The following is a 24,483-nucleotide window of genomic DNA, read 5'->3' as shown; positions in this document are numbered from 1 at the left end:
AATGATTGGATGAAACGTCGCCATGAAAAAAGCTTCAGTTATGGAAACGAATAGGGCGGGCATACCTCTTGAAAAGAGAGTATCCCGCCCTTCTCTTTCTACTCCATCATTTTTGTCAACTTGTTTGAAATCAACAATAGGATCACGCCGAGACCCATCGCCATGAATCCGATGAGGCTGAAAATTTCGAAATACCCTAAAGATTGCGTGAAGGAAGCTAATTGACCGCCAAGAATGTTAGCGACGAATGTACTTAAGAGCCAGACCCCCATCAAAAGAGAAGCGTATCGTACCGGAGCGAGTTTGCTGACCATCGATAAGCCTACGGGCGACAAGAATAATTCGCCGACTGTATGAAAGAAATACGTAAACACGATAAACAACATATTGGCTTTCATGATGATATGTTGTTCGTCACTTCCCGTCCGCATCACCGCGAGAAGAAGCACCATGTAACCCAAACCAAGCAGGATCATGCCAAGGCCCATTTTTGTGGGGATTTTTAAATCACCTTTTTTCGAGTTTGAAAGTTTCACCCACAAAGCAGAGATCATGGGTGCCAGCAAGATGATAAATAACGGGTTTAATGACTGGAACCAGGATGTTGGAACGTCCCAACCGAATGCGTGTCTGTTCACAAATTTCTCCGTATAAATGGTTAGAGAGCTTCCCGCTTGTTCAAAACCTGCCCAGAAGAAGATGACGAAGCAAGTCAAAATGACGATCACGGCTGTTCTTTGTTTTTCTTTCTTTGTTAAAGGCGTTTTCGCTGTAGATCCGGACATCTTCTTTTTCGCGGATGTACCGGCTGAAACTTTACCGATGTCGCCGAGGTAACGATCGCCGAGAAGATTGAATAACAGTTGTCCGATGATCATTCCGATGCATGCAGCCAAGAAACCGTATTTAAAACCGTATTGTACAATTCCATTCACGGTTGTTTTAAAGTAATCTTCCGCCAGATATCCGCAAACGAGCGGTGCAAAAAATGCGCCTACATTGATTCCCATGTAGAAAATTGTGAACGCGGCATCTCGACGCTTGTCATGTTCTTCGTATAATTCTCCAACGAGAGTGGAAATGTTCGGTTTAAAGAATCCGTTTCCAATAATTAATAAAAGAAGTCCCAAATACAAGCCCCATTTGCTGTGTTCCGCAAATAAAGCAAAGTTACCGAGTGCCATGATGATACCGCCGATGGTAATGGCCACTCGCCTGCCAATAAAACGGTCGGTCAAATAACCTCCGATTAACGGTGTGAAATAACAGAAGCCCGTATAAAATCCATAAATGCTTACGGCTGTACTTTCTTTAAATCCAAGCCCACCGCTGACCAACGCTGTCGTCAGATAGAGAGTGAGCAGTGCCCTCATTCCGTAGTAACTGAATCGTTCCCATAATTCGGTGAAAAAAAGTAAGTATAATCCCGGCGGATGTTTCTTTTTTGATGGCTGCTCTTCCATCTGTTGCTGCCCTGCCGGTTCTAGTTTTAAAGCTGCTTCCATTTCATTGCCCCCTTACTGCGTTTTCGTTCAACTTTTTAATACATTTTTTGATACATGAGACAGAGATATTGGAATGTAGTCTCCTCCTTCATATCCTAACAAAAAAACTTTACAATTTTTATACTAAAAAAATAACATAAATACATAAATATTTTAACTGAAAATATAAGTTAATTGAATAAAAAATACTTGCAGCAATCGTTTTTGGTATAGAATAAGTAAATCGAAACTTATTAAAAAATGAAATTTTCATTACTTAACAAAGGAGGTTCGAACGATGAATGCGATCAGAGAACGACTCCGTGCAGGAGAAACGTTATACGGGACATGGCTGAGGATTCCCCATCCGATCGTAATGGAAGTTTTAGGGCAAAGCGGGTTTGATTTCATCCATGTAGATATGGAGCATGGGCCAATCGGTACGGGGGAACTAGGGAATCTGTTATTGGCGGCGAAAGCGGTTAATACTCCGGCGATTGTCAGGTTACCGGGAAAAGAAGGGAGTTTGATCGGTCGGACACTAGATATGGGGGCTTCCGGCGTGATCATACCGCAAGTCAATAATGGAGAAGAAGCGGCACAAGTCATTAAAGCGGCACGTTTTCATCCGCTCGGCAAGCGAGGAATGGGGGGAGCATGCCGTGCGGATGGTTATGGAAAACTGGGTTTTCACGAATTCGCTTCTGTCAGCAATGAACAGACATTGCTTGTGTTACAAATCGAGACAAAAGAAGCGGTTGAACGATTGGATGAGATCTTGGATATATCGGGCGACTCGGTTGATGTGTTCTACATTGGGCCAGCGGATCTTTCACAATCATTAGGTATTCCTGGAAACTTTGATGATTCTCTGTTCCAAAGAACGCTTCAATGGGTGGTCAAGCGCGTTCGTTCCCGCGGTAAAATTCTGGGGATTCACGCAGCGAGCGTACAAGCGGCGAAAGAGTTTGCCGCGTTGGGGATTCAATACATCAATTGTTCCATCGATATCGAGCTTCTGGTGAAAGGGGCGAAGGAATTGGCGGAACAACTGAAGGAAGGTTAATTTCATAAAAAAGAAAGTGGCGGGGTTTTCCCGTCACTTTTTTTGGTATTCGCGATCTTGTATAGCGAAAAGGGTTCATCCGATCGCCTGTTCCAGTTCATACCAATAATAGCAGAGTGTTCTCAAGCCGTTATCGAAGCATTCCAAATGGAAATGCTCATTCGGAGCATGGAAGTTATCGTCCGGGTAACTGAATCCCATAAGGACGATCGGGAGATGAAGAAGGCGGTCGAATGTCTCCACGATCGGGATCGATCCTCCCATACGCGTGAAAGCGGGTGTGACACCGAATACTTTTTCATATGCGCGTGCAGCCGCCTGGATCGCCGGATGATCGATCGGGGTTATGAAAGGGCGCCCTTTGTCAAACCGCTTGACTTCGACGGTAACCCCGGGGGGTGTATGTGTACGAACATGTTCTTCGATGAGAGCGAGAATTTCCTCTGGGTCTTGATCGGGTACAAGACGGCATGTGATCTTTGCATGCGCCTGTGAGGGGATCACCGTTTTGATTCCTTCCCCTTGAAAGCCGCCATAAATCCCGTTGATTTCCAGGGTGGGACGCGCCCAGGTACGTTCTACCATCGTGTATCCTTTTTCGCCGAACAAGTCAGGTACCTGGAGATCTTTACGGGTTTGCTCTTCATCGGTATTCAAGGCGCGGAACGCCTCTTTTTCCTCTTCCGTCAAAGGCAGTACACGGTCGTAAAAGCCGTTGATGGTGATTTGCCCGTCTTTGTTGCGCATGGATGCCAACAATTCGACGAGAGCATGAATCGGGTTTTGTACGGCTCCCCCGAAGAGTCCGGAGTGGAGATCCGCTTTTGCTCCTGTTACGTCGATTTGTAGGCCGCAAAGGCCCCGAAGCCCGTAGCAGATGGCCGGCTTTCCTCTGCCGAGCATAGACGTGTCAGAAATAACGAGCACATCCGCTGCGAGAAGATCTTTATGTTCAGCTACAAATTCCTCGAGATTGGGACTTCCGATCTCTTCTTCTCCTTCCAGGCAGAACTTGAAGTTCAACCGAAGAGAACCCGTCGTCCGAAGAATCGTTTCCAAAGCTTTGATGTGCATAAAAGTTTGTCCTTTGTCGTCGCTCGCTCCACGGGCGAAGATTTGCCCATCGCGAATGTCCGGTTCAAACGGAGGTGTTTCCCACAGTTCAAGAGGATCGACAGGCTGAACGTCATAATGTCCGTATATGAGCACCGTCGGTTTACCTTCCGCTTTCAACCATTCTCCATAAACGACAGGGTTGCCCTTTGTCGGCATCACTTTTACCTGTTCCATTCCAGCCCGTTTCAACGATTCCGCCAACCATTGAGCCGCTCGTTGTATATCTTGCTTATGTTCGGGAAGCGCGCTGACGCTTGGGATAGCAAGGAGTTGCTTGAGTTCATCGAGATGATGTTCCCGATTTTCGCTAAGGTACTCTTCAATACGTGGATCCATTCAATTCTACCTCCTTCGACTCCATTATATACCTTTCTTTCTTTTCTATCCTTGATGCGTGGGTTCTCTTGCAGTATCACGGGTTCATTCGTAATGATACCGGGCATCAGTTTCAATAAATTTTAAAAAAGTTTCTGATCGATTACCATGTTTTTCAGAAAGTAATTAATGCAGAGGAGGGGAATGTCTCCTTTTGATTAATTGGAAGAATGAAAATGTCGATCCACGAGTTCAAGAAATGCTTTCAATGCCGGGCTCTCGTAAGAATCATGACGCCGGATAAAAACTGTTGTCGCACACGAGTATGGGGCAGGCATGGGATGAATCGTCAAGTCGTTTTCAAGACCTTTCACAAGGGATTTCGCTACGATAGAAACCCCGAGCCCCGATTTTACGCAACTAAGAATGCCTTCAATCGTGGTAAATTCCATAATTCTTTTGGGGCGGATTCCCAAGTGACGTAAATACTGTTCCAAGAGGGCCCTGTACGTGCAACCTCGAGCGAAGACGATCATCGGTTTTTGGCTCAGATTCGTTTCGCAAGTCTGTTGAAGTTGCGAAGATTGAATGAGAACCAGGTCTTCTTTCAGAATCTCTTTTTGTAAGATAGCAGGGTGTTCAACAGGCCCGACAACAAAAGCGCCATCGATTTGATAAGTAAGCACTCGATCAATGAGTTCATCCGTGGTTCCGGTCATTACCGATACATCTACCTTTGGATAGGCTTGAAGATAATCGTTCAAAACCCTGGGGAGTCGTACAGCCAATGTGGTTTCCGATGCCCCGATCGATAAAGGACCACAGGGATCAGCAGAATTCATGACCGCCTTATGTGCCTCATCTAAGAGATATAAGATTTTTTCGGTGTAAGAGAGCAATGTTGCTCCTACCGATGTTAATGTCACACCACGATTGTGACGGTAAAACAAAGGGGCTTGAATTTCTTTTTCTAACATATGGATGCGGTTGGTCACGTTCGATTGCACATAATTCAGTTCTTCAGCTGCTTTTGTCATGCTTAAATGTTTAGCAACCGCGTAAAAGATACGAAGGTCATTGATATCCATATGGAAATCCCCTTTTTTGAATCATCGTTTATGACTCGCGTACGAATCGAGAATTAAGAGAAAAGAGAAGGAGATTCAAGTGAAAGTGCGTCTGAAAGTTTTCGATTCCAATAAGAAAGCGTCAATTCCATCATACCGATGGATCATTTTAGCCATAGCGACCTGGGCACAAGCGTCCGCCACTTTCGTGACATATGGAATCAGTCCGTTGTCTGCAATCTGGCAAAGTGAAGCGGGTTTAACTTCTACAGAAGTGGGTCTGTTACTTTCTTCGGTTCAAATTGGTCCCATTCTCTCCATGTTGTTGGTGGGGAAAGCTCTTGACCAATACGGCGAACGCCTGTTGATCGGCCTCGGCTCGATTTTTCTCGGATTCACAGCCTTTTCGATCCCTTTTATACAGAATTATATAGGGATTCTCTTTCTATTAGGAGCGGTCGGAATCTGGTATGGAACAGCCCAGCCTGGAGGAAGTAAAGTTGTCATCACTTGGTTCGAAAAACAGGAAAGAGGATTAGCCATGGGAATACGACAAGCGGGTATTCCTATAGGAGGTGCGTTGGCGGGAGCTCTCATTCCTTATATATCTCTGCACTTCGGATGGCAAAGAGCTGTATATGTTCAAGCGATTCTCTCCATTTTGGGAGGCCTTCTCTTTCTGTTGATGTACCGTGATCCCCCGAAAAAATTGTCAAAACAGAAGAGGAAACCCTATTCATTTAAAGAAAAGTTGTTCATGATCATGAAGAACAAACAACTCCTGCCCCTTTTCATAACAGGAGTCATTCTGGTCTCCCTTCAAATGATTCTTGTCGGTCACCTGATGCCTTATTGTATAAACCAACTGCATCTATCTGTTTTGAGAGCGGGGCAAGCACTTTCGGTGGCATTATTGTTTGGCATGGCGGGGCGCGTGATCCTCGCTTGGATATGCGATACATTCTGGGGAAGTCATTATCGTTACTCGTTGCAAGCATCCATTTGGGCTTCCATTTTAGCGGTAACCGTTCTCGTTTTCATACCTCCCGGAACCCCTATATGGTTCTTCATGTTCCTTTGTGCCTGGCTGGGGTTCTTCGGTATCGGCTGGTTCAGTTCATTTCTTTTAGCTGTGACGGAACACGCATCTCCAGGCGCGGAGGGGTTGACCGTCAGTTACGCCTTAACACTCAATCAATTTGCGATTGTTCTTGCACCGGTTTTATTCGGTCTCGTCGTCGATTGGCATTCATATCGGATCGCGTGGGTTTCTTTAGACGTGCTTTTGATCATCGCGGCATGTCTCCTTGGCCGCCGTACTTCCTAAACAAAGATAGTGCCGCCAAACGATATCATTGTTTGTACGAAATATATGCGATGCGTTCATTCTTCGTGGAGGTCGTCTTGCTGGGTATATGCTTTGCGCTCATGCTCCGTGAAGGTCGCTGATACACGCTAAGCATATGCCCATTTAACGTTCCAAAGGAGTCGAAACGACCTTCAAAGTAGTCCCCCATGCCGCAAGCGGCGACGCCATCAGAAAATGAAAAAATTCTTGTACAGGATGAGAGATTTAAAGCTGCCAAATACAACAGAGTGGCTTTTGGGTGGATGTATCGCTTTGCAGCGCAGAGGTGAGTTGAAGGTCGTTCCGCTTCCTATTGCTCTCGTAAAGGGGTATATGCTTTGCGCGTAATAGCGACTTTGAAGGTCGTCTCGCAACATTTGAATAATATTCCATGCGAGACGACCTTCACGGAGCATGAGCGCAAAGCATATACCTCAAAGACGACCTTCTCCGAACCCAAGCGCAAAGCGATACATCCACCCAAGCACTCGTTTTCAAAGTCGCTGTTTCACGCAAAGTGTTACACCCGGCCAAAGATTCTTACTCTATTGGCCGAATGGGCTTTCATTTCCAACGATCCCTCGTTTTTTCTTGATTCCCATATTTGCAAGAATGAGGCATGCCACGATCAAGAGCGGGTAGAAGACCGCCCAGCCTACAAAAGGAAAGATGGCGGCGGTCAATAAAAAGGAAAGCCAACTGATCCATACGCCCCAAGGATGTCCCTTCAAGAGACGGATTCCTGCCGCACATCCGGCGAGATATGTAAGAATAAACGTAGCATTTGGAAGTTGAATCAATGTGGTCAAAGAGATGAATCCACTGCCGTATAGTGTAAAGACGATCTCGAAACAAATGCCTAAAAAAGCGATCCCGCCAAGGGGAGTACGGTATTTCGCGGAGAGGACGGCAAGCGTTCTTGGAGCGTTCCCGCTTCGCGCCAACGAGCAGGCGAGACGAGAAGCGGCACCGATATAGGCGATGATGGTCGCTGTACAGATAAACACACCGGTCATTCCAGCGATAAGAGCACCGCCCGTGCCGAAAATTCGTTCGATGACAAGGACGAGAGAGGCGCTGGATGTCGCTTTTCCGTAACTGTGCGTTCCCACCGTCGCCAGTGCGGTCAGAAAATAGAGCGCACTGACAATGATGGACGCGATCGTGACTCCACGGATCGCTTCCCGTTCCGGATCGACGAACTCTTCGGACATATGGGAAACGGCCTCCCAACCGATAAAGCACCAATAAAGAATCGCGGCAGCCTGCCCTACACTGATCCATCCATGAGGGAGGAAAGGGGTGAAATTGGCCGTTTTCATGTGAGGAACGGCCCCGGCGACCGCCGTGACCAAGACCGCGATGATCGAGGCGACGACGGCGATCTGGATTTGTCCAGCGATTTTCATGCCGACGAGATTGGTGACCAACCCGATAACGACAATGACAATGGCGATCCCCAACTGTACGTTCTTCCCCATCCCATGGCTGCACATAAATAACCGGCACCCGTCAATGCGGCAACGGGAGCACCAATGGGCACAGACATGAGAAAGAACCAGCCGACACACGTTCCCGCTTTGGCCCCAAATGCTTTTGTCACAAAATGGGATACACCGCCCGAATGGGGGAACTTGGCAGCCAGTAATCCCATCGACAGAGCCATCGGCAAAACAAAGACGGCCATCAATCCCCATGCCAGCAAGGAAGCCGGACCGGCGATTTCTGCAGCGAGACCGGGGACAAGCAAGACACCGGAACCGAGAACGGCCCCGATATAGAGAGCGATCGCTTGAGGTAATCCGATCGACGCATGCAAATGTGTACGTTTTTCCATCTGTAAAAACCCCATTCGTCAAAAATTTGCTTTCACTGCGTTCATCTTATCAGAGCTATAATGTATTAAGGAAATGAATGATTTCGATAAAAATAATCGCTTTTTTCGATGGAAGATATGTTTGCGAGCGGTGTTTTTTCCATCCGAAAGCATCCGTTTCGAAACAAGCGAGTCATCGAATGACAGTGGGGGTTATGGTTTATGGAGTTGCGACAACTCAACACGTTCATGGTGGTCGCCGAAGTGTGCGGGTTTACGCGTGCCGCCGAGATACTCGGGTATGCGCAGTCCAGTGTAACCGCACAGATTCAGGCGCTTGAAGAGGAGCTCGGCACGCCGCTATTTGATCGACTCGGTAAAAAAATTGTAATGACCGAAGCGGGACAACGACTTCTGCCTTACGCCCGGGAGATGATGAAATTGCATCAAACGGCTATCGAAGAGGTGCATGCCTATACACACCCTACTGGAGTATTGACGATCGGGGCTCCCGAGTCATTGGCGGCTTACCGTTTGCCGCAAGTCATACGAGAATACAGGAAGCTTTTTCCCCAAGTGAAAATTGTGTTAAAGCCCGGATTGTGCTGGGAATTACCGAACCAGATTCGCAACGGACAAATCGATGTTGCCTTTCTCCTTGAACCGGAGTCTCCTTCGCCGGATCTGCATAAGGAGACATTGGTGATCGAGAAGATGACGCTCATTGGTCCGCCGGATCATCCATTAACGCGAAGAGCTAGAGTCGAACCCAATGATTTGAAAGAGGAAACGATCCTGCATACGGAACAGGGATGCAGTTATCGCGATCTCTTTGAACAGCATTTAAAGCAGAACGGGGTTCATCCGGTGACCAGTCTCGAGTTTTGGAATATAGAAGCGATCAAGAATTGTGTGATGTGCGGGCTCGGGATTTCCTTTCTTCCTTTGATCACTGTGGCGGATGAATTGCGTGACGGGAAGATTGCCGCATTGGCTTGGGATGACAGTACGTACGAGATCGCCACCCAGATGATCTATCACAAAGGAAAATGGATGTCTCCCGCTTTGCGAGAATTTATCGCTCTCGTCCGCCGACATGCGGAAACCTGGAGGCAAGCAAAGTCATAAAATACTGCAGGATTTTGCCCGTTGATGTGGAATAGGTAGGAGATAAGTGAGGGGGCATTGTATGCGTGACATCCAGCAGGATATGGATATTGCGAAAAATATAAAGCTGATTGAATGGTTGAAACTGGAGATTCTCGACAATGTGTCCGGTCTTTTTCGCGGTTTTGTGAGAGGGAGCGAGTCGCTGCTGTCGGAGTGTTTGGCGAATATCGTCATATCCGCTTACCTTTTGGCCCAACGGATTGGCATCAGCTTCGCGCAATTGGACCGTCGAATATTGGAAAAGCTCGCGCAGAGCAAAGAGACCGGCCATCAGTTGGAAGAATGGTACGGAGAGCTATCGCAGCTTGAAGAACACTTCCAAAACAGGCGATGAATGCAAGGTTTGGACCTATTTCCTTGAAGTCTTCTCGTTTCGTACATGGTATAACTGTTAGTATGGATAGATGGCACGATTTCTGGAATCGTGTTGACGTGATGTTGGGGAGGGTTTGACATGAAAGTTATTTTTCTTGAAGATGTGAAAGGTCAAGGCAAAAAAGGAGAAATCAAAGAAGTCTCCGAAGGATACGCGGTGAACTTTCTGTTTAAGAAAAAATTGGCTGTTGAAGCGACACCGGCCAATCTAAATAAATTGAAAGCACAAGCGGAACATGAAAAGAAACGAGCTGCACAACAATTGGAAGATGCGAAACGTTTGGCCAAAGTTCTCGCCGAGACGGTTGTCACCATTTCTACGAAAGCGGGAGAAGGAGGCCGTGTGTTCGGTTCAGTGACGGCGAAGCAGATCGCCGAAGCCCTCTCGAAAATGAATCTTCAGGTCGACAAGCGCAAAATTCAACTGGATGAACCGATTAAAGCGCTCGGAACCACAATTGTTCCTGTGAAATTGCATCCGGAAGTGACGGCGGAATTGCGTGTGCACGTAAAGGCGGAGTAGGTCATGTTAAAAAAGTTACTGCAGAAGCTCATGATCATTCCGAACAGCAAACTGCATGAAAAACTGGCGAATGAAGAGGCTGTACGCCGGCAGGTAACCGCCTTATTCGGAGTGCTTAGTTCGTTATACGGAGCGGATAAGCTGGTTCTTCGCGCCGGCCGTTTGGATGCGTTAACGTTGATGCGATCGTCACATATAGAGGATCGGGTGCTTGCACTTCAGCGCATCGTTTTTGAAAACCCGACACTTGAAGAAAAACCCAAGGCAGACAAGATACCCGAGATACTCAATGAGATCGAAGAGGCGATCGCAGATCTTCTCGCCCGCAAAACGGTGGAGGAGCAGCTTGAGAAACGCGTGAACGAACGGGTGCAGGAACGTCATGAAGAATATATTCAGGAAATCCGTTCGCAGGTATTAAAAGAATCGAACGGGCCGGAAAACGCACAGACCTTGAAAAAATATGCGCAACTGGAGAAGCTGGAGCAGACCAAACTCGCCAAGACTACGTATGAATTGATGCGTCCGAAAGAGATCCGCGAGATCGTTGGACAGGAACAGGCGCTCCGCGCTTTGTTATCGAAGCTTTGCTCTCCATATCCGCAGCATATTCTGATCTACGGCCCGCCCGGAGTCGGAAAAACGACGGCGGCACGAATCGCATTGCGGGAGGCTGCCAAACATTCGGGATCGCCCTTCTCCGAAGACGCCCCTTTTGTGGAAGTTGACGGAACAACGCTCCGCTGGGATCCCCGCGATATCACCAACCCTTTGCTCGGTTCCGTGCATGATCCCATATATCAGGGTGCGCGGAGGGATCTAGCCGACACGGCCATTCCAGAACCGAAACTGGGGCTCGTGACCGAGGCGCATGGCGGCATTCTTTTCATTGATGAAATTGGGGAAATGGATCCCATTCTGCAAAACAAGCTCTTGAAAGTGTTAGAGGACAAGCGGGTCTATTTCGATTCGCCTTATTATGATCCGGATGATCCGAATGTCCCCAAATATATTCGCAAGCTGTTCGAAGAGGGAGCGCCGGCAGATTTTATTTTGATCGGAGCAACCACGCGTGCTCCCCATGAGATCAATCCTGCTTTGCGCTCCCGTTGCACCGAAATCTTCTTCGAACCGCTCGTGCCTGCACAGGTGGAGAAAATCGTCCAAGGTGCAGCGGAAAGGCTGCATGTCCAACTCGAAGACGGGGTCGCAAAGTTGATTGCCCAATACACGATCGAAGGGCGAAAGGCGGTCAACCTCCTTGCAGATGCGCACAGTTTGGCATTGTATCGCCTGAAAGAAGAACGGGGTGAAGACCGGATCGTAGTTGGTGTAAAAGATCTCGAAGAGGTGATTCGTGCGAGTCGCTTGCATCCGTATGTGCCGCAGGAGCCGTCTGTCCGGTTCGAAGTGGGGCGCGTGAACGGACTCGGAGTGAGCGGTTTTATAGGTTCCGTGATCGAGATTGAAGCGGTCGCTTTTCACGCAACGGAAAAAGGAAAAGGGCGATTGCGATTCAATGATACGGCCGGTTCGATGGCGAAAGATTCCGTGTTCAATGCGGCGGCCGTATTGAAGCTCGTCTCTGGAGTTGAACTATCCGATTATGACATCCATGTGAACGCGGTGGGCGGCGGCCGCATCGATGGGCCGTCGGCGGGCGTGGCGATCTTCCTCGCCATTTATTCCGCGATCACTGGTAAACCGATCCCGCACAATCTGGCGGTCACTGGAGAGATTTCCATTCAAGGGAAAATCAAACCTGTGGGCGGCGTCTTTGAGAAAATCTTTGCTGCACGCCAGGCGGGCATGACGCATGTACTCGTTCCTTTTGAGAACAAACGGGATGTCCCAGCCGATACATCGGGCTTGGAAGTCTTCGCTGTCAAGGAGATCGAAGAAGTCTTACAGATTGTATTTGGGGAAAGCATGGTACAGGCAAGCTGAATGGGAATGGCAGAGGGGGCGGTCAGATGGAAGAAGCATTGATTGAGCGCGTACCACCCCAAAATATAGAAGCAGAGCAGGCGGTACTAGGGGCCATTCTTATCGACCCGGATGTATTGACAACCGTTACGGAGGTTCTGCAGCCGGAAGATTTTTATCGTACGAGCCATCAGCGGATCTTTTCGGCGATGTGTGCCATTGGCGACCAGGGAGAGCCGGTGGATCTGGTGACCGTAACCGCCTATTTGCAAGACAACAATCAGCTTGAAGAGATCGGCGGTGTTTCCTATTTGGCGACACTCGCCAATGCGGTTCCGACTTCCGCAAACGTCGATTACTATGCGAACATCGTTCATGAGAAAGCGGTCTTGCGCCGTTTGATTCGCGTGGCGACACAAATCGCTTCCAGCGGGTACGATGGCAGTTCAACCGTGAGCGAATTGATCGATGATGCAGAACGGCGCATATTTGAAATCGCACAAGAAAAGACGACCACTCGCGGATTCACCCCCATCCGCGATATTCTCATGACCACGTTCGAGCGCATTGAATATCTTTACAACAACCGGGGCGGTGTCAGCGGCATTCCTTCGGGGTATCCCGATCTCGATAAAATGACCAGCGGGTGGCAGAAATCCGATTTTATCATCGTGGCTGCCCGCCCGTCCGTCGGGAAAACCGCGTTTGCCTTGAACGTGGCGCAAAATGTCGCCAAGGCAGGCTATCCTGTTGCGATTTTCTCTCTGGAGATGTCGAAAGAGCAGTTGGTGCAACGGATCATTTGTGCGGAGGCGAATCTGGATGCAGGGCGGATGCGCACCGGTTTCCTCGAAGAGGATGATTGGCCCAAATTGACGATGGCGATCGCAACCTTGTCGGAAACTCCGATTTTCATCGACGATACACCAAACGTTACGGTGAGCGAGATCCGTTCCAAATGTAGAAGATTGCAGGCGGAACACGGGTTGGGGTTGATCTTGATGGACTTTTTGCAAGTGATTCAAGGGCGCGGAAAAGGGGATAACCGTCAGCAAGAAGTCTCCGAGATTTCACGGACGCTCAAGATGATCGCCCGTGAACTTAACGTGCCTGTGATCGCGTTATCGCAATTATCCCGTTCAGTCGAACAAAGGCAGGACAAACGCCCGTTGATGTCAGACCTGCGTGAGTCGGGGTCTATCGAACAGGATGCGGACATCGTCGCTTTTCTTTATCGCGATGATTACTATGATCCGGAATCGGAAAAGAAAAATATCGTCGAGATTATTATCGCTAAACAGAGGAATGGCCCAACAGGCAAAGTGGAACTGGTATTTTTGAAGAACTTTAATAAGTTCGTTTCCCTGGAGAGGACACCGGCATGAGCAAAGATGTTCAAGAAGAGCGCCTGATGGTCTGGAAGCCCGGGATGCCCTTGCCTTCTCGCAAGGAAACACACGGACGCAAGCGAAACAGGCGATGGTGGAAATGGATTTGGAAGAAAGAAGTGAAAACCGCCGGAACAGAGACATCGGTACGGCGGCGGCCTGAACAGAAAGATTCCCTCAGTAGGGAGTTGTCAGACGAGTCCGTTCAAACGTCGGGTCTCCCGTTGCTTACCGTCACTGTACAGGACTTGTTGACGGAAGAAGAAAAGCAAGCGCTTCTGGAAATGGCCTCGTCTGCCAACGAGATTTCCGTTTCGGTTGCGGTCGATGTCAAGACGACGGGAAGTTTAAGCAGAACGTCTCGCACGAAGAAAAGAGGGTCTGAACGGGAAAGCAGAACGACACGCTCGGCCTGGACACGTTTTCTCCGGCGTTCGCTCTTCGTGCTGATCGCCGTTCCGCTTGCTTTGGCATTCATATTTTGGGCGAAATTTGCATATGTGTACGATATCCCATCCGCGTTCACCGATTCGATGGCCGCTGCCCGAGCGGATGGGTATGTGGTTTACAAAACGTGGTGGTTCGGGCCGCCTTTCTTTGACCTTGCTTCATACGGCAATCCTTCCAATGCGGGAGAAATGCGCGAGTTTTATGAACGATTAGGAGAGTATCGCATCATCGTGGATTCACCCAGCCGTGTCGTGTGGAGGTATTATCGCGGCTCTCGTTAGGGAGTCGCTTTTTTCTTGTCATCATGATTTAAAATACGAACAAAATTTTTTTAGGAATAAGAAATGTTCGGTTTTTTATTGACAGGAGCTCTCCCCCTTGTTACACTCAATCTGTAGTTTCAAGGTGCGAGTAAAAGTGTCCCTGCTTGGGGGAACTTATGAAATATATGGAGGTGTCTTGAGGATGGCAACAGTAGTGGTCGTCGGCACACAATGGGGAGACGAGGGAAAAGGGAAGATTACCGATTTTCTCGCCGAGAAAGCGGATGTCGTTGCCCGTTATCAAGGCGGGAATAACGCAGGTCACACCATATCGATCAGCGGCAAGGTATTCAAATTGCATTTAATTCCCTCCGGAATTTTTTATCCAGAAAAAATCTGTGTGATCGGAAACGGCATGGTGGTCAATCCCAAAGCATTAGTGGAAGAACTGAAATACTTGCAAGAGAACGGGATTTCCGCGAATAATCTTCGCATTTCCGACCGTGCTCATCTGGTTATGCCTTATCACCTTCGCTTGGATGAAGCGGAAGAATTGCGCAAAGGTGAAGGAAAAATCGGTACGACGAAGAAGGGAATCGGTCCTGCCTACATGGATAAGGCGGCACGCATAGGCATTCGTATGGTCGATCTGCTCGATCGGGATGAATTCGCTGCAAAACTCCAGCGCAATCTCGCGGACAAAAATGAAATCCTGGAGAAGTTCTACGGTATGGAAGGTTTCTCATATCAAGAAATCCTTGATGAATATCTCGAATATGCGGAAGTTCTCCGCCCATATGTCACAGACACCTCCGTCGTCTTGAATGAAGCGATCGATGCGGGCAAGGATGTGTTGTTCGAAGGGGCACAAGCTTCCATGCTGGATATCGATCAGGGGACGTATCCGTATGTAACCTCATCCAACCCGGTTGCGGGCGGCGTTTGTATCGGATCGGGTGTCGGACCGACCAAAATCGACAAAGTGATCGGCGTCGTGAAAGCTTACAGCACGCGTGTCGGTGACGGTCCTTTCCCCACGGAACTCTTGAATGAAATCGGCCAGACGATTCGTGAAGCGGGTCATGAATATGGGACGACTACGGGGCGGCCACGGCGCGTGGGTTGGCTGGATGCGCTCGTCGTGCGCCATGCGCGTCGCGTTTCCGGACTTGACGGAATGGCGTTAACGCGCCTTGACATTTTGACAGGACTGCCCGAGTTAAAAATCTGCGTGGCTTACAAATACAATGGCGAGATTCTCAAAGAGTTCCCCACCAGTCTTAAAGTGTTGTCCGCATGTGAGCCGGTTTATGAAACATTGCCTGGGTGGACCGAAGATATCACCAATGTCCGTTCTTATGACGAACTGCCGGCAAATACGCGCGCATATATCGAGAAGATCACGGAAGTAACGGGTGTAAAGCTTTCGATTTTCTCTGTCGGACCGAATCGCGAGCAAACCGTTCCTGTCTCTTCTCTGTATTAATTAAATGAGGCTGCCTCGAATGAGGCAGCCTTACGTATTTCCTCCTGCATCCTTTATGATCTTCACGGCTTTCTCCACTTGATCTTTCTCACATACCACGGTCAACAGGATATCTTCACCGGATACAAGCTCCCCTGATTGTCCGCTCGCCGCCGGGTCGGCGGCTGCGAGGACGGATGCGTTCCGTCCGTCGAAATCGGTACCTAATGTCATATGCCCTAACGAAGGGATATTTCCCGTGAGCGGATTGACAAGCTCGTCGGTCGGTTCTCCGGGAAACGAGGATACACGGTCGATTTGTATCGTTTCAATGCCGATGGATCTCAGTTTCTTGGCCGCATGTTCAGCGTCTTCCGGGCTTTTGAATGTGGCGAGTATCGCCTGCTCTGCCATGACTTCCACCTCCTACTTCTAGTGTGCTTTTTTGCGGGAAAAAGCATGAGCAAAAAATAAATTTCTCAAGATAGCATTTTGTATAATAGAATAGAAAGAATAACTAGATTATGTTCGATCGAGGTGAAACGATGATTCCGAAGATACTGGTTGTAGATGATGAGATGCCGATTGCGGAAATCCTGAAATTTTCTCTGGAAAAAGAGGGCTTCCAAGTGGTTGTCGCTCATGACGGCATGGAAGCGGTACAGATGGCGCGAACGGAACAGCCAGACTTGATGCTTTTAGATATTATGTTACCAAAGAAAGACGGCTTTGAAGTATGCAAAGAGATTCGGACTTTTTCCAGCGTACCGGTGATCATGTTGACAGCCAGGGATTCGGAAATCGATAAAGTCTTAGGGCTGGAGATCGGGGCGGATGATTACGTGACGAAGCCTTTTTCTTCGCGTGAATTGATCGCTCGGGTGAAAGCGAACCTCCGCCGCTCGGCCACCACGGAGGTTAGGGAACAGAAACCGAGATGGATTGTCGGAGATCTGGTGATCGATACAGCCACATATGAAGTGTATAAGCGGAACGTTCTTGTAGAAGTCACGCACCGGGAATTCGAATTATTGAGCTATCTTGCGAAACACCGCGGAACCGTGCTGACGAGGGAGCACCTGTTGCAAGAAGTTTGGGGATACGATTATTTCGGAGATGTACGAACGGTCGATGTGACGATCAGGCGCTTGCGAGAGAAGATTGAAGATGATCCGTCCAACCCGGAGTATATCATCACTCGTCGCGGGGTGGGTTACTCGCTGAGGAGGTAACGATTTGTTTCGCAGTATACGCTGGAAATTGGTCATGATTTACTTGTTACTGATCTTGTTTGCGATGCAATTGATCGGCGTGTACTTTATCCGATCGTTAAACATGTACTTTTTGGGCAATTTCTCAAAAACGATCAATTCTCAAGCCGGTTTGTTGGCCGAATTGGTGCCGCACTATCTTGAAAAGGAAGTGACGGATGAAGCGGACGGTGATTTGGAGAACCTCGCCCGCTCCTTTGCGGAACTGACAGGTGCCGATATCTACATCTTGAACAAAAACGGGATCATCGTCGCCACATCTGAAGACCGTTCGTATGTGGGGCAGAAACGCGTGCGCACGGAAGTGACGTGGGCGCTGTCCGGAACGAAGGAAGAAGTCATCCGTGTGGATGAAAAGACGGGAATGCGCTATACATTTCTTGCCGTTCCTGTACGGGATGCGGGCCAAGTTATCGGAGCCGTCTACCTCGTGGCGCCGATGAAGACGATCTACCAAACGATGTCGGAGATCAACTGGATCTTCTATACAGGGATTCTGATCGCGCTGGTTTTGACGGCGATTCTGGGGATCATGCTGGCCCGTACGATCACTCACCCGATCATGGAAATTACGAAAAAAGCGAAAGCGATGGCCAAAGGGGACTTTGGCCAAGAAGTGGCTGTCAAGGGAGATGATGAGATCGGGGAACTGGGACTCACGTTTAACTACTTGACACACCGGTTGCGGGATGCCCTGGCAGAGAATGAACAAGAAAAAGATAAAATGGAAGCGATTCTCGCTCATATGTCTGACGGCGTGATCGCCGTATCTGCACAGGGCCTTATTTTGCTGGCGAATCCGGTTGCGCAAGAGCTCTTGATGGTGGAGGAAAAAGATTTGATCAACCATCCTTTGCATGAGGTGTTGGAAGTGGATGAGTGGGAAGGACCGGAAATGAAGTTTCGCGGTCCGGATGGGCGCATCCTCTACGCGTACGCATCGACATTAAAGGGGGCCGAAGGGGAAAAACCGGGACAAGTGATCGTCTTGCGCGACATTACGGAAGAAGAGAAAGAGGAAAAAGCGAGGAGAGATTTTGTCGCTAACGTTTCGCATGAAATCCGTACACCTTTGACCACACTCAAGAGTTATATAGAGGCTTTGGAAGACGGAGCGATGTATGACCCGCAATTGTCAGCCCATTTCTTGCGCGTCATTCACAACGAGACGGATCGAATGGTTCGGTTGGTAAACGATCTGTTACAATTGTCCCGCTTCGATTCCGGTACGGAAGGATGGAACTTTTCCCCTCAATCCTTGGCAGGGCTGCTTGATCGTGCGGTGGAACGTTTTTCGGTTCAATGCAGGAATCAGGGGATCGGTATGTTTGTCGAGGTGGAACCCCGCCTGCCTCAAGTCGTGGTGGATCGGGACAAGCTGGATCAAGTCTTGGATAACCTGATTTCCAATGCGCTTAAATATACGCCGGAAAAAGGGATGATCCGTCTCGCCGCATCCCGGGACGGCGATATGGTTGTCGTAAAAGTGATCGATACGGGAATCGGTATTCCCAAGAAAGATTTGCCGCGGATCTTTGAACGTTTTTATCGCGTAGACAAAGCGCGTTCCCGCAAATTGGGAGGAACGGGACTAGGCCTGTCGATTGCCCAGCAGATCATTGAAAAGCACGGGGGCAAAATCCAAATCGAGAGCGAATTGGGACGAGGGACGACCGTTTTGTTCACGTTGCCTGTCGCGAAAGAAGGGGTGGCGTAGTGCGTGCGAAGATTCATATCGAGACGGTGAAGACATGGATCTTAACGGTGCTTGTGCTCTTTTCTGTCGTCTTGTCATTCAAACTGTGGTATAGCGTTCCCGTCTATGAAGCGGTGGACTCCTCCGGATATGTCGGTGGAACCGCATGGGGCCCAGGGAAAACGGTGACACAAGTGCTGCAACCGACGCGCATATTGGTACATTTGGGGGATGGCAGGCATGCAGTCATCCTTCCAGACAGTGACCCATACCATATGACTCGTGATTTGTTGCGTAAAGCGACCGTCTCGGAATTTACGCCTGTGACATGGTCGGAATCCGTATGGGAATCGACCGTTACTAAACGCTCGATCGAATATGATTACGGGATTGAGGTGCAAGCCCAGTATTTGGCGCAGACGTTATCGCTCCCCTCCGGCATGTTCAATTCTCTTAAAGCGCGTTCCTTATATCTCATGTACGATGCGGATGGGAATATGCGGCTTTTGTTAAAAGGGGACACGGCTGCCTATTGGGCAAAGGTTCAAATTCCTGCGGATTCTCTCCTAGAGATCTGGAACATGGCGGGAAAACTTCCACTCTACGCATTATACGGGGATGCAAAACATGCGTATTACTTGCCGAGTGACAAGATGAAGGTCCCAGTCGATACGTATGAAAGAAACGTATTCAATACAACACAACTCATGTCCTCGTTTTTTGTCGATCCTTCATTGACGAGGCGTATTGCGGAACGGGACGGATCCGTTATCCTGACAGACGGTAGCCGTGGCGTTCAATTCTCCTCATCCACAAAAATGATCGACTATACAAATCCAAGTACTGATCTGTACACGACGGGGGAGGAAATGGATCATTCGTTGGAGAAAGCCATCGAATTTGTGAATGATCACGGGGGAATGGAAGGAACCTATTTGGCGGTGGACGGCTCGATGCAACGGGACATCACTTCGTCGTATCTGTTTCGCAGTTACATCAACGGCTTGCCGATGGATGATTCTTACTTTTCCATTCGAGTAAAAATGCGTGGCAATATCGTTTTCGAGATGGTTCGTTCGGTCGTATATCCGGGAGTGCTTGTCAAACGGGAGGATGCGTATGTTCTCTCGGGTCCTGCGTTATTGGACTCATTACGGAAACGCGGGATTACGAATACGACGATCACCGATATTTCCCTCTGTTATGTGCCAGAGTATGCGGAAAAAGACCGTTTCCTGTTAAGGCCTGTCTGGTTCATCCAGAGAAAAGGTGAATCCCCCGTACATGTGGATGCTGTCAGCGGAGAATTATGGGCAGATAATGGGGGATGGTTGCATGGACTGGAGTAAAGCGAAGACCTACTTAATATTTACATTTTTACTGTTGGATCTCTTGCTCGGTTATCAGTATTATGCGGTACGAAATGTCGAGGCGGGAACGGTGCAGTCCTTTGAGGAGCAAGTGGCGGAAGTGCGGGATCTCTTGCAAAGCCGCAATCTGACGCTCGGTACGGATATTCCCAAGGAAACCCCTGAGCTGGGATTCTTGCGCGTGCGTTACGCGCAAGTCGATCCGAAACTGGTCGCTTCAAAATTATTAAAAAATCCTCGGTTGGCGGATACCACTAGTTCCCACCCCTCTTGGGTACAATATCAAGGGGACAAGGGTACGATTACGTACAAAGGTTCAGGTCAGCTGCTCTATGATGTGACCCCTATGCATGTCACGATATCGCCGGATGATCCCAGAATTTTTGACCGTTTGTATGCGGAAATCGGTACATTCGTATGGAACCCACTCTCCTATGGAGGGGATCGTGTCCTTAAGCAAGGAGTAAACGATGCAACCGTGCGCTATTTGCAAATGTATCAGAGTTACCCCATTTTTTCCGCGCCGATACTTGTAACCCTGCAAAACGGTCAGGTTACCTTGATTCAGCAGTCGGCTTTAGAGGTCATCGGTGAAGAAGGAAACAAGAGACCGGTGATCTCTGCGGTCGGTGCGTTGCGTTCATTGGCGGAGTCCATGGACAAATCTGCGGTACCGGCGCATAATAGAGTCATTCGCGATATCCGTCTCGGTTTTTTCAGCAAGCCTTTTAATACGGAATCTTGGTATTTGGCACCGATGTGGCGAATCACCACGGATCAGAATGTCTATTTTGTCAACGGAATGACGGGAGAACTGGAAACAGTACGGTAGTTACTATGCTTAATGGATGGCACTGCCAAATCAGAGAGTAGTAGCTTCGGTGGGATGTCATGCTTTGAATACGCTCAACCAATCCCTAAAATTAGGAAAGGAGGGCTCATGGCTTCGATGAAGTTTAGTGTGTTGGCAAGCGGTAGTACGGGGAATTGTACATATATAGGGGCCGATGGAGTACATTTGCTCATCGACGCAGGAGTATCTGGCAAGCAGATACAAGCCGCTCTGGAAGAGATCGCCGTATCCGGCGAATCGATCGATGCCATCCTTGTTACACATGAACATTCTGACCACATCAAAGGGGTCGGAGTGATGGCAAGGCGGTTTCAAATCCCTGTGTATGCAACAGAGGGGACTTGGAGAGAGTTGGATAAAGTGGTTGAAGGGATTCCGGAAAGTGACCGCCATGTGATCAAGGCGGGTGACAAACTGGAATTCGGCGAGCTCACCATTGAGCCATTCACGATTTCCCATGACTGTAACGAACCGGTCGGCTTTAATATCTATGAGGGAGAAACAAAACTTACACATGTCACCGATCTGGGGTATGTGAGCGAAAGGGTCAAAGAAACAATTGCCGGTGCGGATGCCTACATTTTCGAATCGAACCATGATGTGGAGATGTTGCGCGTAGGTCCGCATCCATGGAATGTGAAACGAAGGATTTTGAGTGACAAAGGGCATCTCTCCAATGAAGCGGCTGGCGAAGCGCTGTCAGAAGTGATCAGCGGCGATACACAAGATGTCTATCTGGCACACCTTTCTCCCGATAATAACGTGCCTGAGTTGGCCGAGTTAACCGTGCAAACGATCTTGCAGGGAGCGGGTATACAAGTAGGAGAAGATGTGCAATTGCATCAAACGTACCGCAAAAAGCCGACGCCCATCCGTTCTCTCACGAGACGGTGACGCATCATTGGGGTTACTCGACAGACGGTTCGTGTTTGATTGTTCTGTGTCTAGTGTTTTGTTTTTTCTTCAATGATCCGATCGATCTCCAGAGAAAGATTGTGATCCAATTGTTTCGCTTTTTGTATGACATCGCGCCGTTCCAAAATTCCTTTTTCGACAAGCAACTCCACAACCGCTGTGATGACGAGTGTATTTTTATAATCGACTTCTTTCAGGTCGGCCAATTGTGCGAATAGATCCACTTCCGAAGGCATTTTCGGGATACGTTTCATGTGGGATTCCTCCTTTTTCTTTTTTACAATCTAGTATTTGCAAATAGATAAGTATTTAATCATGAAAGTTAAAAATATGTAGGATAACGAACGTTTTGTGAAAGGAATCACGGTACAGTTGTTCCACTGTTCACCCACTTTGTATAATAAAATTATGTTTCACGAAATGACTTACAGTGGTTATTAGGAGGTTTGTCGAATGGGTTTTTACGATGATTTCGATACACGCCCAAAACGGCAGTCACCACTTAAATGGTTCGCCTTAATCGTCGTTTCAGCCTTGGTTGGCTCAGGTACGACGTTAGCGTTAGTTCCTACGATGATCAAATCCAATTGGATCAATATCCCGTCAGCGACGGCACCCGCGCTTGACAAGCCTGTGGGAACGACGGGTGTTACCGTGAATGTCAATTCCCAGGTCACCCAAGCGGTGAACAAAGTGAAGCCTGCCATTGTCGGTGTTCTCAATTTGCAGAAAACGAATAATTTCTGGTCGGATCAGTCGCAAACGCAGGAAACGGGAAGCGGATCGGGGATCCTTTTTGACAAAGAAGGTCATATCGTGACCAATAACCATGTGGTGGAAGGCGCATCCGAGGTGGATGTCGTGATCGGGGATCAGCAGGTGAAGGCAAAGGTGCTCGGTCAGGACAAATACACCGATTTGGCCGTCCTGCAAGTGCCGGCTGACAAGGTCAAAGATATTCAGCCTGCGCAATTCGGTAACTCCGATGCGTTGCAAATCGGGGAACCGGCGATCGCTATCGGTAATCCTCTGGGACAAGCATTCGCGCAATCGGTCACCGTCGGCGTCATTTCGGCCACGAAACGGGATCTTCCCGTCAAAGATCCGGAGACCGGACAGGAATTGATGACCCAAACGGTTCTGCAAACGGATGCTGCCATTAACCCCGGTAACTCCGGCGGGGCGCTCGTGAATATCGCCGGACAGGTGGTCGGTATCAACTCGGCGAAAATCGCCATGACCGGTGTCGAAGGCATCGGCTTTGCCATCCCGATCAATGAAGCCAAACCAATCATCCAACAATTGATGAACAACGGGAAAGTCGTCCGCCCGATGTTGGGGGTTGCCGGATATAATCTTTCCGATGTGCCTGAAGAATATCGTCCGGATGTTCCCGTAGATGAGGGTGTGCTCATCAAAACTCTCAGTCCCGAAGCGAAGAGTGCCGGCTTGCAAAGAGGAGACGTGATCGTCAAGATCGACAATCAGGATGTCAAGAATATGTCCGATCTGAAAAAATACCTGTTCACCAAGCAGCCGGGTGATACCGTTCAAGTAACGGTTTACAGAGGACACAATCAAAAGACGGTCTCGGTCAAACTGCAAACGCTGCAGAATTAGCGGATCGTTCGGCATACGGATCTAGAGCAGCGGATCACTGAGTCAGAGTAAATATAGCGGTGTTTGAGCAGCATCATCCACCCCTTAGCGGGTGGATTTTTTTATGTATAGGAATGTATGATCTGTGGCACTCTTTTTTCAACTACATATTCTCTCGACATACGCTCTGAATCCATGTGTTGCTACATGTCACGCGTAGCGTTTCGATTGATGCTTACTCTATGGTTCTGGTATAATACTGAAATTGGAAGATATGAAACGGGGTGGGCAAGTGTTTGTTGTATGTGCAGAGCATGTGGAGATAGCACTCGAAGATTTCGTGAACGAATACGAGCAATCTCCTGATATTTATGTATTGGCGGAGACTTCCTTCACCGCATGGGAGGCACCCGCGCATTGCGAGTACTGCGAACGCCCTCCGAAGTACCTGATCGTATAAGGAGGGCTTTCTTATGCAAATCAACATCATCGCTGTCGGCAAATTGAAGGAAAAATATTGGACACAAGCCGTCGCGGAATACGCCAAACGCCTCTCCGCGTATGCCAAACTGCGGATCGTGGAAGTGGTCGATGAGTCCACTCCCGATACTCTCTCCCCGGCGGAAGAAGAAGCGATCAAAGAAAAAGAAGCCACTCGCATCCTCGCGCAGATCAAAGACCGCGATTATGTCGTGGCTCTCGCCATCGAAGGGAAGACATTCACTTCCGAACAGTGGGCCAAAGAGATGGAACGCCTCACCACGATGGGGCATAGTTCGTTTGCCTTCGTGATCGGTGGTTCATTAGGATTGCATCATTCTGTTTTAACGCGGGCGAATTTAAAGCTATCCTTCTCCAGTTTCACGTTCCCTCATCAGATGGTGCGCGTGATTTTGCTGGAGCAGTTGTACCGGGGGTTCAGGATCATGCGGGGGGAGCCGTATCACAAGTAACGGCGAAATTTCTTCGAGTACAGTTTTGATACATTTAATAGACTTGGAATGTGT

At 48.7% G+C, this 24,483-nt stretch carries 22 protein-coding genes and 1 pseudogene; 17 read left to right on the top strand and 6 right to left on the bottom strand.

All coding sequences use genetic code 11. The features are described 5' to 3' along the window. Positions 1-98 precede the first annotated feature (98 nt). Positions 99-1,505, bottom strand: a complete 1,407-nt coding sequence (locus DNHGIG_RS07180; protein WP_282199031.1) for a peptide MFS transporter — start codon at positions 1,503-1,505, stop codon at positions 99-101. Between the two features lie 277 nt (positions 1,506-1,782). On the opposite strand from DNHGIG_RS07180, the gene DNHGIG_RS07175 reads away from it, so the two are divergent. Next, a complete protein-coding gene (locus DNHGIG_RS07175) occupies positions 1,783-2,550 on the top strand; it encodes an HpcH/HpaI aldolase family protein (RefSeq protein WP_282199030.1) in 768 nt (255 codons plus the stop codon). Positions 2,551-2,625: 75 nt separating this feature from the next. Here the strand turns inward: DNHGIG_RS07175 and DNHGIG_RS07170 are convergent, their stop codons facing one another. Beyond that, entirely contained in the window at positions 2,626-4,002 is a 1,377-nt protein-coding gene (locus DNHGIG_RS07170) for a dipeptidase (RefSeq protein ID WP_282199029.1), read from the bottom strand. A gap of 197 nt (positions 4,003-4,199) precedes the next feature. Then, positions 4,200-5,069: a LysR family transcriptional regulator gene (locus tag DNHGIG_RS07165; RefSeq protein ID WP_282199028.1), complete on the bottom strand. Its 870-nt coding sequence runs from the start codon at positions 5,067-5,069 to the stop codon at positions 4,200-4,202. A 79-nt stretch (positions 5,070-5,148) separates the two neighbouring features. On the opposite strand from DNHGIG_RS07165, the gene DNHGIG_RS07160 reads away from it, so the two are divergent. Continuing rightward, positions 5,149-6,375: an MFS transporter gene (locus DNHGIG_RS07160; protein ID WP_282199027.1), complete on the top strand. Its 1,227-nt coding sequence runs from the start codon at positions 5,149-5,151 to the stop codon at positions 6,373-6,375. Positions 6,376-6,941: 566 nt separating this feature from the next. Here DNHGIG_RS07160 and DNHGIG_RS07155 read toward each other — a convergent pair. After that, positions 6,942-8,233: pseudogene (locus tag DNHGIG_RS07155) on the bottom strand (amino acid permease). A gap of 201 nt (positions 8,234-8,434) precedes the next feature. Between DNHGIG_RS07155 and DNHGIG_RS07150 the strand changes: the two are divergent. From DNHGIG_RS07150 to DNHGIG_RS07120, 7 genes are all read left to right on the top strand, one after another. After that, positions 8,435-9,340 carry a LysR family transcriptional regulator gene (locus tag DNHGIG_RS07150; protein WP_282199026.1) on the top strand — a complete coding sequence of 302 codons (906 nt, stop codon included), beginning with the start codon at positions 8,435-8,437 and terminating at the stop codon, positions 9,338-9,340. A gap of 61 nt (positions 9,341-9,401) precedes the next feature. After that, a complete protein-coding gene (locus DNHGIG_RS07145) occupies positions 9,402-9,716 on the top strand; it encodes a MazG-like family protein (RefSeq protein WP_282199025.1) in 315 nt (104 codons plus the stop codon). Positions 9,717-9,836: 120 nt separating this feature from the next. Then, entirely contained in the window at positions 9,837-10,280 is a 444-nt protein-coding gene (gene rplI / locus DNHGIG_RS07140) for a 50S ribosomal protein L9 (protein WP_282199024.1), read from the top strand. Positions 10,281-10,283: 3 nt separating this feature from the next. Continuing rightward, positions 10,284-12,227 carry a Lon family ATP-dependent protease gene (gene lonC, locus DNHGIG_RS07135; RefSeq protein ID WP_282199023.1) on the top strand — a complete coding sequence of 648 codons (1,944 nt, stop codon included), beginning with the start codon at positions 10,284-10,286 and terminating at the stop codon, positions 12,225-12,227. A gap of 26 nt (positions 12,228-12,253) precedes the next feature. Continuing rightward, complete coding sequence (gene dnaB / locus DNHGIG_RS07130; RefSeq protein ID WP_282199022.1) at positions 12,254-13,591, top strand: replicative DNA helicase; 1,338 nt, start codon at positions 12,254-12,256, stop codon at positions 13,589-13,591. Further along, a complete protein-coding gene (locus DNHGIG_RS07125) occupies positions 13,588-14,325 on the top strand; it encodes a hypothetical protein (protein WP_282199021.1) in 738 nt (245 codons plus the stop codon). Before dnaB ends, DNHGIG_RS07125 begins: the two co-directional genes overlap by 4 nt. Before the next feature lie 184 nt (positions 14,326-14,509). Continuing rightward, entirely contained in the window at positions 14,510-15,793 is a 1,284-nt protein-coding gene (locus DNHGIG_RS07120; RefSeq protein ID WP_282199020.1) for an adenylosuccinate synthase, read from the top strand. 30 nt (positions 15,794-15,823) lie between these two features. Here DNHGIG_RS07120 and DNHGIG_RS07115 read toward each other — a convergent pair whose 3' ends face one another. Beyond that, the gene (locus DNHGIG_RS07115) at positions 15,824-16,186 is read right to left on the bottom strand and encodes a hypothetical protein (protein WP_282199019.1); all 363 of its coding nucleotides are present in this window, start codon (positions 16,184-16,186) and stop codon (positions 15,824-15,826) included. A gap of 131 nt (positions 16,187-16,317) precedes the next feature. On the opposite strand from DNHGIG_RS07115, the gene yycF reads away from it, so the two are divergent. The 5 genes from yycF to DNHGIG_RS07090 all read left to right on the top strand — a co-directional run bounded on the left by yycF (position 16,318) and on the right by DNHGIG_RS07090 (position 21,856). Next, on the top strand, positions 16,318-17,004 hold the full coding sequence (gene yycF, locus DNHGIG_RS07110) for a response regulator YycF (RefSeq protein ID WP_282199018.1): 687 nt from the start codon (positions 16,318-16,320) through the stop codon (positions 17,002-17,004). A 4-nt stretch (positions 17,005-17,008) separates the two neighbouring features. Next, complete coding sequence (locus DNHGIG_RS07105; RefSeq protein WP_282199017.1) at positions 17,009-18,760, top strand: ATP-binding protein; 1,752 nt, start codon at positions 17,009-17,011, stop codon at positions 18,758-18,760. Next, entirely contained in the window at positions 18,760-20,088 is a 1,329-nt protein-coding gene (locus tag DNHGIG_RS07100; RefSeq protein ID WP_282199016.1) for a YycH family regulatory protein, read from the top strand. The genes DNHGIG_RS07105 and DNHGIG_RS07100 overlap by 1 nt, the downstream gene beginning before the upstream one ends. After that, positions 20,075-20,941: a two-component system regulatory protein YycI gene (gene yycI / locus DNHGIG_RS07095; RefSeq protein WP_282199015.1), complete on the top strand. Its 867-nt coding sequence runs from the start codon at positions 20,075-20,077 to the stop codon at positions 20,939-20,941. The genes DNHGIG_RS07100 and yycI overlap by 14 nt, the downstream gene beginning before the upstream one ends. Before the next feature lie 117 nt (positions 20,942-21,058). Continuing rightward, positions 21,059-21,856 carry an MBL fold metallo-hydrolase gene (locus DNHGIG_RS07090; protein ID WP_282201374.1) on the top strand — a complete coding sequence of 266 codons (798 nt, stop codon included), beginning with the start codon at positions 21,059-21,061 and terminating at the stop codon, positions 21,854-21,856. Between the two features lie 50 nt (positions 21,857-21,906). On the opposite strand, the gene DNHGIG_RS07085 is transcribed toward DNHGIG_RS07090, so the two are convergent. After that, on the bottom strand, positions 21,907-22,131 hold the full coding sequence (locus tag DNHGIG_RS07085) for a hypothetical protein (protein WP_282199014.1): 225 nt from the start codon (positions 22,129-22,131) through the stop codon (positions 21,907-21,909). Positions 22,132-22,330: 199 nt separating this feature from the next. Between DNHGIG_RS07085 and DNHGIG_RS07080 the strand changes: the two genes are divergently transcribed. The 3 genes from DNHGIG_RS07080 to rlmH all read left to right on the top strand — a co-directional run bounded on the left by DNHGIG_RS07080 (position 22,331) and on the right by rlmH (position 24,429). Continuing rightward, complete coding sequence (locus DNHGIG_RS07080; RefSeq protein WP_282199013.1) at positions 22,331-23,497, top strand: S1C family serine protease; 1,167 nt, start codon at positions 22,331-22,333, stop codon at positions 23,495-23,497. A gap of 271 nt (positions 23,498-23,768) precedes the next feature. Continuing rightward, the gene (locus DNHGIG_RS07075) at positions 23,769-23,936 is read left to right on the top strand and encodes a CxxH/CxxC protein (RefSeq protein WP_282199012.1); all 168 of its coding nucleotides are present in this window, start codon (positions 23,769-23,771) and stop codon (positions 23,934-23,936) included. Positions 23,937-23,949: 13 nt separating this feature from the next. Beyond that, positions 23,950-24,429 carry a 23S rRNA (pseudouridine(1915)-N(3))-methyltransferase RlmH gene (gene rlmH, locus DNHGIG_RS07070; protein WP_282199011.1) on the top strand — a complete coding sequence of 160 codons (480 nt, stop codon included), beginning with the start codon at positions 23,950-23,952 and terminating at the stop codon, positions 24,427-24,429. The last annotated feature ends 54 nt before the right edge of the window (positions 24,430-24,483 follow it).

This window comes from Collibacillus ludicampi (assembly GCF_023705585.1).
Taxonomy (GTDB): domain Bacteria; phylum Bacillota; class Bacilli; order Tumebacillales; family BOQE01; genus Collibacillus; species Collibacillus ludicampi.
This window is presented reverse-complemented; position numbering and strand designations above follow the sequence as displayed.